The sequence below is a fragment of the uncultured Gimesia sp. genome, assembly GCF_963972345.1.
GTDB lineage: Bacteria > Planctomycetota > Planctomycetia > Planctomycetales > Planctomycetaceae > Gimesia.
In genome coordinates this window covers 1-10,311 of record NZ_CAXAVM010000236.1, presented here as the reverse complement: position 1 = coordinate 10,311, position 10,311 = coordinate 1, and the positions used below count along the sequence as shown (strand labels likewise).

Annotated in this window: 9 protein-coding genes, 11 tRNA genes and 1 pseudogene; 6 read left to right on the top strand and 15 right to left on the bottom strand. The window is 52.0% G+C overall.

Going from position 1 to position 10,311, the window contains the following annotated elements; all coding sequences use genetic code 11:
* Positions 1 to 200, bottom strand: a pseudogene (locus tag AACZ40_RS25705) (hypothetical protein); the annotation flags it as partial.
* A 299-nt stretch (positions 201 to 499) separates the two neighbouring features.
* Between AACZ40_RS25705 and AACZ40_RS25700 the strand changes: the two are divergent.
* Both AACZ40_RS25700 and AACZ40_RS25695 read left to right on the top strand, forming a co-directional pair.
* Positions 500 to 1,393, top strand: a complete 894-nt coding sequence (locus AACZ40_RS25700; protein ID WP_291174769.1) for a LysR family transcriptional regulator — start codon at positions 500 to 502, stop codon at positions 1,391 to 1,393.
* Positions 1,394 to 1,657: 264 nt separating this feature from the next.
* Complete coding sequence (locus AACZ40_RS25695) at positions 1,658 to 3,097, top strand: catalase (protein ID WP_291174773.1); 1,440 nt, start codon at positions 1,658 to 1,660, stop codon at positions 3,095 to 3,097.
* A 72-nt stretch (positions 3,098 to 3,169) separates the two neighbouring features.
* On the opposite strand, the gene AACZ40_RS25690 is transcribed toward AACZ40_RS25695, so the two are convergent.
* The 13 genes from AACZ40_RS25690 to AACZ40_RS25630 all read right to left on the bottom strand — a co-directional run bounded on the left by AACZ40_RS25690 (position 3,170) and on the right by AACZ40_RS25630 (position 6,959).
* Complete coding sequence (locus tag AACZ40_RS25690) at positions 3,170 to 3,946, bottom strand: RNA ligase family protein (protein WP_291174777.1); 777 nt, start codon at positions 3,944 to 3,946, stop codon at positions 3,170 to 3,172.
* Between the two features lie 47 nt (positions 3,947 to 3,993).
* Positions 3,994 to 4,066: transfer RNA gene (locus AACZ40_RS25685), tRNA-Ala, on the bottom strand.
* 105 nt (positions 4,067 to 4,171) lie between these two features.
* Positions 4,172 to 4,254 (bottom strand) — tRNA-Leu (locus AACZ40_RS25680).
* A 193-nt stretch (positions 4,255 to 4,447) separates the two neighbouring features.
* A tRNA-Leu gene (locus AACZ40_RS25675) sits at positions 4,448 to 4,525 on the bottom strand.
* Positions 4,526 to 4,535: 10 nt separating this feature from the next.
* Positions 4,536 to 4,610: transfer RNA gene (locus AACZ40_RS25670), tRNA-Asp, on the bottom strand.
* A 78-nt stretch (positions 4,611 to 4,688) separates the two neighbouring features.
* Positions 4,689 to 4,759, bottom strand: a tRNA-Trp gene (locus AACZ40_RS25665).
* A 35-nt stretch (positions 4,760 to 4,794) separates the two neighbouring features.
* Positions 4,795 to 4,869: transfer RNA gene (locus AACZ40_RS25660), tRNA-Asn, on the bottom strand.
* 39 nt (positions 4,870 to 4,908) lie between these two features.
* A tRNA-Pro gene (locus AACZ40_RS25655) sits at positions 4,909 to 4,984 on the bottom strand.
* Positions 4,985 to 4,993: 9 nt separating this feature from the next.
* Positions 4,994 to 5,064, bottom strand: a tRNA-Gly gene (locus AACZ40_RS25650).
* A gap of 31 nt (positions 5,065 to 5,095) precedes the next feature.
* Positions 5,096 to 5,168, bottom strand: a tRNA-Thr gene (locus AACZ40_RS25645).
* Between the two features lie 20 nt (positions 5,169 to 5,188).
* Positions 5,189 to 5,260 (bottom strand) — tRNA-Lys (locus AACZ40_RS25640).
* A 71-nt stretch (positions 5,261 to 5,331) separates the two neighbouring features.
* Positions 5,332 to 5,404: transfer RNA gene (locus tag AACZ40_RS25635), tRNA-Glu, on the bottom strand.
* A gap of 463 nt (positions 5,405 to 5,867) precedes the next feature.
* Positions 5,868 to 6,959, bottom strand: coding sequence for a terpene cyclase/mutase family protein (locus AACZ40_RS25630; protein ID WP_291174780.1), 1,092 nt, complete (start codon positions 6,957 to 6,959; stop codon positions 5,868 to 5,870).
* A gap of 201 nt (positions 6,960 to 7,160) precedes the next feature.
* Between AACZ40_RS25630 and AACZ40_RS25625 the strand changes: the two genes are divergently transcribed.
* The 4 genes from AACZ40_RS25625 to AACZ40_RS25610 all read left to right on the top strand — a co-directional run bounded on the left by AACZ40_RS25625 (position 7,161) and on the right by AACZ40_RS25610 (position 9,404).
* A complete protein-coding gene (locus AACZ40_RS25625) occupies positions 7,161 to 8,183 on the top strand; it encodes an NHL repeat-containing protein (RefSeq protein ID WP_291174783.1) in 1,023 nt (340 codons plus the stop codon).
* A 130-nt stretch (positions 8,184 to 8,313) separates the two neighbouring features.
* Positions 8,314 to 8,541 carry a hypothetical protein gene (locus tag AACZ40_RS25620; RefSeq protein WP_291174786.1) on the top strand — a complete coding sequence of 76 codons (228 nt, stop codon included), beginning with the start codon at positions 8,314 to 8,316 and terminating at the stop codon, positions 8,539 to 8,541.
* A 70-nt stretch (positions 8,542 to 8,611) separates the two neighbouring features.
* The gene (locus tag AACZ40_RS25615; RefSeq protein ID WP_291174789.1) at positions 8,612 to 8,788 is read left to right on the top strand and encodes a hypothetical protein; all 177 of its coding nucleotides are present in this window, start codon (positions 8,612 to 8,614) and stop codon (positions 8,786 to 8,788) included.
* 268 nt (positions 8,789 to 9,056) lie between these two features.
* Complete coding sequence (locus tag AACZ40_RS25610; RefSeq protein ID WP_291174935.1) at positions 9,057 to 9,404, top strand: glyoxalase superfamily protein; 348 nt, start codon at positions 9,057 to 9,059, stop codon at positions 9,402 to 9,404.
* A gap of 444 nt (positions 9,405 to 9,848) precedes the next feature.
* On the opposite strand, the gene AACZ40_RS25605 is transcribed toward AACZ40_RS25610, so the two are convergent.
* On the bottom strand, positions 9,849 to 10,082 hold the full coding sequence (locus AACZ40_RS25605) for a hypothetical protein (protein ID WP_291174801.1): 234 nt from the start codon (positions 10,080 to 10,082) through the stop codon (positions 9,849 to 9,851).
* Positions 10,083 to 10,311: the final 229 nt, after the last annotated feature.

The following is a 10,311-nucleotide window of genomic DNA, read 5'->3' as shown; positions in this document are numbered from 1 at the left end:
CGGACCAGGCGCAAATCCAGGCCCCCCTTCATCTCCTCGGTGGCACCGTGACAGTCAAAACAATGCGCACGGAAAATCGGTCGAATGTGCTCTTCGTAGGTTAAAGTTTCCGGTTTTACTTCTTCCGCAGCGATTCCTGCGCGAAGCACACAGGCACAGATCAGTAGCATCAAACTCAAGTGTTTGAACAGGGTCGCCATACAGCACTCCATCAGAAGTAAATTTCACGGACCTCAGCAGAGGTATCGTAAATCACGCCCCTGAAACATTCAAGGATTTAGATATTTCGATATCTGCGGTCCGTGCTCTTTTATTTTCGCATGCAGATTCGCTTTGACAAACCTTTAAATCCGGTTTTACCAATGATTTGTAAAAAATCGGAGTCCGAGACCGGTTCGCAATAGCAATCCACAGTCCTTAACCGTTAGTTTATACCTTTACCGCATGAAACAGAGACGCTGAATACCTTTACTACATCGACAATTTGGGACAGAACTTAATGGAAGTCGATCAGTTACGCTATTTTTTACGAGTTGCCGAACGGGGAAATTTCACCCGGGCCGCTGAAGAACTGATGATCTCACAACCGGCTCTCAGCCGTTCCATCCAGAAACTGGAAGAAGAACTGGGACAACCGGTTTTTGAACGAAAAACCCGTTCGGTCGCCTTAACCGAAGCAGGCAAGCTGCTCCAGTCCCGTGCCCAGCAGGTTCTCACGCTGATTGCCGACACCAAGGCAGAAATTTCAGACGATGGTCAAAGTGGTCAGATTCGCGTGGGTGCCATCCCGACGATTGCTCCTTTTTTTCTACCTGATTTGTTACGACAGTTTTCTGCGGAGTTTCCCAAAGCCTCGCTGATCGTTCAGGAGGATACCACCGACCATTTAATCAAACGTTGTACCCAGGGTGAAATTGATCTCGCAATTATCGCTTTACCGGTTCCGGCCAAATACCTGGATGTAGAAGAACTGTTCGAGGAAGAGTTGTTCCTGGTTCTGCCACCTGACCACCCACTGGTGGATAAACCTCAAATCCGCCTGAACGATATCAAAACCTATCCCTTCGTCCTGCTGGATGAAGCACACTGCCTGTCCGACAATATTGTTTCTTTCTGCCGTCAACGCTCGTTCCACCCTGTCGCGGTAGAGCAGACCAGTCAACTGGCGATGGTCCAGGAACTGGTTTCTCTCTCACATGGAATTTCCATGATTCCCGAGATGGCGCGACGACTCGACAAGACAGACCGTCGCGTCTATCGCTCGATCAGCGGCAAAAGTCCCACTCGAAAAATCGCTGTGGTCTGGAATCCCTATCGTTTTCAGAGTCGACTGTTGCGCGAATTCCGGAAACGACTTCACGAGTATTCACAGACCCAGTGCTCACAAAGTTAAATTCATCACCATGCACCCGAGGTATGACTGCTATCCAATGATTGCATTAGACATCCTGTCGACAGATTCCTATAGTCTTAAACAGAACAGCGAAGCGCGAATTTACTCACATCACTCGAATGACTGCGACTGAAACTGATGTAGCCTCCGATAGAGCGCATCACATTTAACCATAGCGTCTTTCAATCTATTATACCTGGTCGAAATGGCCCGGAAGACGCTACAGTAAAACTGGACATAGTCCAGCCACAAGGAACAGATTCAATGACCGAAAAGCCCACACTGACAACAACCGGCGGCGCCCCCGTTCCCGACAATCAGAATTCCATCACTGCCGGACCGCGTGGACCGCTGCTGATGCAGGATTACCAGTTAATTGAAAAACTGGCGCACCAGAATCGGGAGCGGATTGCAGAGCGGGTCGTGCATGCCAAAGGCTGGGGCGCGCATGGGACACTGACGATCGAGAACGACATCAGTAAATATACGAAAGCCAAAGTGCTGCAGCCAGGCACCAGAACGGAGATGATCGCCCGCTTCTCCACAGTCGCCGGCGAAGCAGGAGCCGCCGATGCCGAACGCGATGTGCGCGGCTTCGCCCTCAAATTTTATACCGAAGAAGGCAACTGGGATCTGGTCGGCAACAATACGCCGGTCTTCTTCGTCCGCGATGCCTACAAATTCCCCGATTTCATCCACACTCAGAAACGTCATCCCAAAACCAACCTGCGTTCTCCCACCGCCATGTGGGATTTCTGGTCCCTCTCCCCTGAATCACTGCACCAGGTGACCATCCTGTTTTCTGACCGGGGTCTACCGGTGGGCGTTCGTAACATGAACGGTTACGGCAGTCACACTTACAGTCTCATCAACCACAATAATGAACGGTTCTGGGTAAAGTTCCACTTCAAAACTCAGCAGGGTCACAAGCACTGGACCAATGCGGAAGCAGAACAGGTCGTGGGAAAAACTCGCGAGAGCACTCAGGAGGATCTGTTCTATGCGATTGAAAAAGGGGAGTTTCCCCGATGGAAGATGCAGGTTCAGATCATGCCGGAAACGGATGCCGACCTCACGCCCTACAACCCATTTGACCTGACCAAAGTCTGGCCGCACGGCGATTACCCCTTAATTGACGTAGGGACAATGGAACTGAATCGCAATCCGGAAAACTACTTTGCGGAAATCGAACAGGCGGCCTTCTCCCCTTCGAATAAAGTACCCGGCATCGGTTTTTCACCCGATAAAATGCTGCAGGCCCGCGTCTTCGCCTATGCCGACGCCCACCGGCACCGGATTGGTACCCACTACGAAGCACTGCCGGTAAACGAACCAAAGTGCCCCGTGCATCACTATCACAAAGACGGCGCGATGCACTTCAAATCAAACGGCTGCCCCGTGGACGCCTACTACGAACCGAACTCCTTCAACGGCCCCGTAGAGAAACCGGATGTCGCCGAACCACCGTTGAAAATATCCGGAGACGCCGCCCGCTACGATCATCGGGAAGGTAATGACGATTACTCACAGCCTCGCGCGCTGTTTAACCTGTTCGACGACGGACAGAAAGCCCGGCTGTTCTCCAACATCGCCGCCGCCATGCAGGGCGTGCCCGAAGAAATTGTAGAACGCCAGCTCAAACACTTCGAGCAGATTGACCCCGCCTATTCTACAGGAGTGCGAGCAGCGTTGAATGCTTCCTGATCGTGAGCAGACTTAAAAATAGAAACTTCCCTCCCGACAGTCTCCCGTCGGAAGGGGAGTTTTCTTTGCCTACTACTTTTTACCAGCCGCCCGTTTCTGATGACGCTGGTAATCTTCGTAGCGAATCTTAGCGATCCGACTGCGGTCTGCAGTACGCACTACCAGACCTTCAGGTCTGCCGCCAGCAGAATCGTCCAGGGCAACCAGCGTCGTGGGAATCATGGACTCCAGCCACGCATGCGTTTCTACAATCGTCGCTGGCAGCGTCTTCCGGATTTCAAGTCGGGGCGTCAACTCCAGTTGCAGTGAATCGATCAGTTCGATCAATTCCTGTTCCCGCAGAAATGACTGCCCGCCATTCTCGCGCCAGGCAGCGATCGCTTCACGACTGGCGTCCAGATGCTCCAACGCGATGCGGCTCACGTCGAACACACGATAGCCAAACTCGCGCTGGCTCGTGTACTGTTTCGCAGCCGCGGTTGTTTTACCACCATATGTTTCCAGATAGACGACTGTGATGACATCAGCGGGTGTAAACACACCGTCAACAATCCGTTCAGCGGTCTGTTTGAGCGTATCTACGATGCCCAGCGCGGGATTGTGAATCAAGTCGCCCCGCGCATACAGCAGTTCTTCACGGCTGCCGATCAGGTAGCATCCATCCGGCATCAGAATGATCCGGCTGTTGGTGCCATCCACTTTTTCTGTCACAATCAGTGTCTGTCCATCAAAGTTGACATGTTCTGCCAGCAGCGCCCCCCGTTCCCCCAGTGCATGGTACGTGGGGATTGAAGGGTACTTTGTCGCGCTGTTCAGTTTTCCCAGATCCAGATCTCTTGTTGATCGCATTATTACTCCTGTTATACAGAATATGATTCTGTGTTCTATGCATAAAGTGGACCGGATGGGAATCGAACCCAACACACCGACTTTGCAAGAGTCAGTCGCCCCCAAGGTACATGCCAGCCCTTAAAATAATAAACCGTCGAATCAATAGCAGAGCCCGGAATCGAACCGGGTGCACCAACCTTATGAGAGTCGGCCGGGCACCTGCCCCTCTGCGTCAGTAAAAAGTAGCCAAGGCGAGATTCGAACTCGCAATCCCTGAGGGAACGACTTTCTGAGAGTCGCGCGTCTACCAGTTTCGCCACTTGGCCATGTTGATTTTAATAAAAGGTGTCAGGAACCTTATATTTAAGGTTCCTGACACCTTTTATTTCATGTTGATATATAATGCGTCGGGACGGAGTTGAACCGCCACAGCTATTAAGCGGGTGGGTTACAGCCACCGGGGCTCGCCAATGCCCAGCCAACGCGTGTTTTTATTTTCTGTTTATTGAATTCTGACAGTGACACGGGCGGGAGTCGAACCCGCAGACAATCACGAAATTTTAAGTTTCGTTGCTTTACCAGTTTGCATACCGTGTCTGACGTTAAGCGTCCCCGATGGGATTTGAACCCACGACCTTCTGCGTGACAGGCAGACGAGCACTCCGAACTGCTCCACGAGGACGTGAGAATAAAAGGTGTCAGGAACCTTAAATATAAGGTTCCTGACACCTTTTATTCTCTGACACCTTTTATTCTCAAGCACGCCCCCAGGGATTTGAACCCCGATCGACCGGGTTGGAGCCGGTCATGCTGCCGTTACACCAGAGGCGTCTGTTTTGAAATGGAAGACGATGACTTCCATCAAGCTGCGGTGGCAGGAATCGAACCTGCGTCAAGACGATTAACAGTCGCCCACCCGTACCAGCACGAGTACCACCGCATTATTATTTTTCTCTTACATCTTCCCGTATTTGGCATAGTCAGGGTGACTGGATTTGAACCAGCGATCTCGTGCTTCCAAGGCACGCGGTTTAGACCAGACTTCCCCACACCCTGTTTAAAAAGAGCGCCCAGCGGGAGTCGAACCCGCACTTCCGCCATGGCAAGACAGCAGGCTGCCGCTACATCATGGGCGCGAATCAGTTTCATTTGATTTAATTTTGCAAGAGCACCAGGTGGGATTTGAACCCACATGACCGCGTTACAAAGGCGACGTCTTACCAGGTTAGACGACCGGTGCGTTTGATCTCACAATAAAAATAGGGCCGGAGGGAATCGAACCCCCACCTGACTGGTTAAAAGCCAGTAATGCAACCGTTACACCACGACCCCGAATGGAAGTGGGGGGCGTGCGTTTAGAACAAAATAATGTAACCATAATTGAAGCTCCTTAAATGTTTTAATGACCCGTGTGGGAGTCGAACCCGACCTGCCCGGCTTGAGAAACCGGTGACCTCACCCGAAGTCGAACGGGCCTTGTTTCAGTACGTACCTGGATCGGGGGATAAAAGGTGTCAGGAACCTTATAATTAAGGTTCCTGACACCTTTTATCCACCGTTTGATGGAGACGCAAAAAAACCCGCTGCCTGATGACACCGGGTGATTTCAGAATTCTAAAGATCAACCAGATGTCAACAGCGCAAATTCAGCGCGAGCGTATCCTCAGCCGGGAGGCCGGCCTCGAGATTGCCTGCGGGTTTGGTACTTAAACTGATTGTCAACAGATAAGAAATCATGGAAGATATAATTCCGTTTTTTAAATGTGATTAAAATTAAGCCAACGTGTCTGTCAGATGAACTGACTGTTAACTAAGAGGCGCTTCAATAGAAACGGTTCGCTGTTTTTTCGAGAAATATCCACATCTTTTCAGATGCGCAATGAAACGAATTTATTTCGTTCTTGATACATTTCCTGCTGAATAATCTGAAAATAAGTATTCAGCGCATCGCCAGCAAAGGCACATTGCCATAAGGAAACTGCAGCACAATCAACGCCATTGCCGTCGCGTATTCATCACCAATATTCGCATCGTGCCAGTCACCTCTGGTTGACTGTTGTGATAAAAGTTCGTCGCGGACCATTGGATACCAGCGATCCCATTCCGGTTTGCCCGCCTGCCAGGCGGCGTGCGTCGCGTAGAATCGCCCATAGAAATGGTACTCCGCCAGTTGTCCCGGCGAGAGTTCCAGCGGGGGATGTGGCTGCTGCAGATATTCGCGCCCGTGCTGTACTGTAGGGTCCCGTTCCAGGCCGGCACAGGTGAGTGCCACCACCGCGGCCGCCGAACGGGGAAACAGCGATTCGGGAGGATCGTCCAGACGATAACGGAATCCGCCATCCTCGTTCTGAGCCTGTTTGAGAAAATCGACACTCCGCTCGATCGCTTCCCGCGGCACACCAACGCCGGCCTGACGCGCTGAAAAGAGTGCCAGCATCTGGCAGGTGGTGATCGATACATCCGCGTCTTTGGGATCGGAAGTATAACTCCAGCCCCCCTGCTCGTTCTGTAGATTCAAAATCAGTTGAGTGGCTGCTTTCAACGCTTCACGAACGCGCGGATCAAACGACTCGCCGAAGACCTGCCCCAGGAACATCGTCGCGTAGCCATGACCATATAACGGCGCATGCGTGCGAACGTCTGCTTCGACGATGAACCCGTTCTCCTGTGATCGGCCCAGCAGATAACGAATGCATTCCTGAATGGAACGCCGATACGAGCCGGTCATGCCGCGGTGTGCCAGAAACGCCGTCCCCGCCAATGCGCAGACGCCGACATTCCGCGCATATGAACCGCTGCTGCCGAACCCGCCATCTGTCACCTGCCGGGATGCGAGCCATTTCAAGCCGCGTTCGATGGCCGCTTGTGTCTGTGGAGTGACAAATTCCGGAGGCGCAAGTAAGCCCGCCTGCAGTGGAGTACCACGCCACCAGTTGCGCAGCGCGGCCAATGTGCTGATAACCGCCGCGCCTAATGCACCGCGGCGGGAAAACTCCGGTTCTATTTTCGAGGCAGATTCGTCTTTCGACATTCTCATTACTTTCAGAGAAACAATTCAGGTCTGTCTCCATTCTATCCTGCCGGTTGACTGCACGGCACTGTTTTTTAGCAGGAATTCCACTTGCCTCCGAATCTCTTTGCTCGAACCAACTCACTCGGGTATGATCGTTTGAGTCCCAGACCTCTCTCCCGTAGAAAGTAAACTGATTTGTTTTGCTCATTGGAAAAGACAATGCTGAAACACGGTCTGCTCTGTTGCCTGTGCCTGCTGATGGCCCACAGCACACTTCCCCTCGTGGCTGCTGAAGAAGAAACTCCGACGATCCGGTTCCTGAAAACCTGGGGACAGCAGGGTGACGAGCCCGGCGAACTGCATTTTCCGATCGACATTGTAATCAACACCACCGATGAAATTTTCGTGACCGATCACTTGAATCACCGTGTGCAGAAATTTGACCTCGAAGGAAAACTGCGGGCCCACTTTCCGGTACTGCCCAATCCGGGAGGGATCGCGCTCGACAAACAGGGTAATCTGGTTCTTTCCCACACCCTGGCATCGGGATCGAGCAAACATAAAATCGCCGATCAGATTTCGATCTATTCCCCCCAGGGAAAGCTCATTCGCCAATGGGGTCAGCCGGGGAAAGGACCGGGAGAATTCAACTGCCCGGGAGGAATTGCCGTCGCGGCAAACGGAAATATCTATGTCGCCGATCAGACCAATCACCGGGTGCAGGTGTTTGATCCCACGGGCCAGTTCCTGTTTGAGTGGGGTAAATATGGCAACCAGCCAGGCGAGTTCGGAGGCAAAGCGACGCCCAACTCGCGTGTGGGCGGTCCACAGTTTCTGGCCTTCGATTCAGAGGGGAATCTCTGGACGACCGAAGGGGCGAACTGCCGGATCCAGAAGTTTACGGCAGAAGGAAAACTGCTCCAGCACTGGGGGACAGCTGCGGACGCACCAGGTGGTCTGGGAGGTTATTTCAGCGGTTTTGGCGGCAAGCCGGTAAAAAGTCTCACCGGACCGATCGCGGTCTGCATCGATTCCCGGGATCGTCTCTGGATCTCTGCCGTCAGCGGCCGCGTGCAGCAGTTCTCAACAGCAGGAAAATATCTCCGCGGCTTCGGCATGGAACAGGGTGACGACCCCGGTCAGTTCTACGCCCCGCACGGCATGGCGTTCGACAGCCAGGGGAATCTGTACGTTGTCGATGCCTATAATCATCGGATACAGAAGTTTGCGGTGGGACGCTGAAGAGTTTTTTATGAAACAGAATCTGGATCATCGCTTAGATTAAAGGACGACCACCATCGGCTGGGCAACCCATTACATTGAATGTCTGAAAGCAGGCGAAACCGTTTCTTTCCGTCCGCGGGGAAATTCAATGAAAGGCAAGATTGAATCGGGGCAGCTCTGCACCGTGGTTCCGGTCGACGAAGCAGATCTGGAAAAAGGTGATATCGTCCTCTGTAAAGTGAACGGAAACGAATATCTGCATCTGATCAAGGCCATCCAGGGTAAACGGTTCCAGATCGGCAATAACATCGGTCGGATCAATGGCTGGATTACGTTTCACTCAATTTATGGTAAGCTGATGAAAGTCGAACCGTGACCTGCTCCGTGAGAAACATGTCCAATAATAATATTCCAGGAACCAGAAACCGGTTAGCACCAGATAATTAATGAAATATGATCAATATCTTCCCGATGCCAATCATTTTAAAGGTTATGGAATTGATCAAGAAGATGCTGATGTAATCGACATGCATTTTGAGAGTCAGCGACTCTCTGGAAAATGGACACCAGTTGAACTGCATGGGTTTGATGATAATTCCGGACAGGGAGATTCAGTGGTTTGAAGTCAGAAGTCAAAATGAGGGGGTGGGGTTTCATTTCGCATTGGCCGTCTACGCGAGTTATCATCTACGGTATATCGGCGGACCGCGCATCCGCAGCATTCACTTAATTGCTAATTTAGAATCAAATTTTAATCGCGCTGAGAGTTCTATTTTTTCGTTTTGAAGTTAGCGTTTATGAAATGAAAAGTAAGCTTAACCCATGGTATATTTTAATCACCAGCAGAAGTGACGGTTTTACGACCTCCGCGAAAGTGAAGCACAATTTTATATAGAGGACATCTTCATGTCTGAGCAACTGGTTCCCATCTTTCGCGTCACTGATGCCCGTGTCACCGCCAAATGGTATGAACGCCTCGGCTTTGATCTTGAAGGGGAACATCAATTCGCTCCGAACCTTCCCATCTACGCATTCTTGAGGCGTGGAGACATCCTGCTTCATCTATCTGAACACAAGGGGGATGCAACTCCGCATTCCCTCGTTTACTTTTATGTGGACGACGTGGATGCAATCGCTGAAGAGTTTGGGGTTGCGGTCACAGAGCAGCCATGGTGCCGTGAAGTATCACTTACCGACCCGGACGGAAACCGCCTGCGTGTGGGGCAAAAATTGAATTAACATGAATAACGGTCCAAGAACCAAAAAACCTCGCCAGGCGAGCCGACACATGGGACGGCCCCTACGTTGAACGGGTGGGATTTATTGTTCTGGATTGTGTGCTTGCCCTGACGGTTTCCTGTTGTCGGCGACAACCCCGGATTGCATCCGGGCTTACCCATTTTCTTATGGCTGGTTTCGGGTTTTTCGTGGTCGAAAATTCTGATGGGGATGTTTCATCTGTTCCCATTGTTCGCGATGCCGGGTTGAGACTCGCCAGGCGGGCCGACACATGGGACGGCCCCTACGTTGAACGGGTGGGATTTGTTGTTCTGGATTGTGTGCTTGCCCTGACAGTTTCCTGTTGTCTGCGACAACCCCGGATTGCATCCGGGGCTACCCGGGATCTGTGTTTAGTGGTTCGGGATTTTCATCTGCGGGGGGGTGGGGGACTTCTTTTATAATTCATTGTGAAATATGAAAGGGGACGTTTGCACCAGCACTGTCGGGCAAGCCGACAGATGGCACACGCACGTCTGATTTTGCAGGAGACATTGCCATTAAGATATGAGGTTTCCGGGTGGCATGGCCGGCTTGTCCGGTCGTGCGAAGTGAGTAGGGGAAGCCTGGTTCTGGGAGGAACGCGGTAGCTGCGACCTCCTGCTCGCTGCGCTCGGCCCGAATTGTATTCGGGCTCACCCTTTTTCTCTGAATTGGGAGGTGACTCAAAGCACTGTCGGGCAAGCCGAACTGTGGCACGCGCCGTCTGATTTTGCAGGAGACATTGCAATTAGGATAAGAGGTTGCCGGGTGCCATGGCCGGCTTGTCCGGCCGTGCGAAGTGAGTAGGGGAAGCCTGGTTCTGGAAGGAATGTGGTAGCTGCGACCTCCTGCTCGCTGCGCTCGGCCCGAATTGCATTCGGGCTCA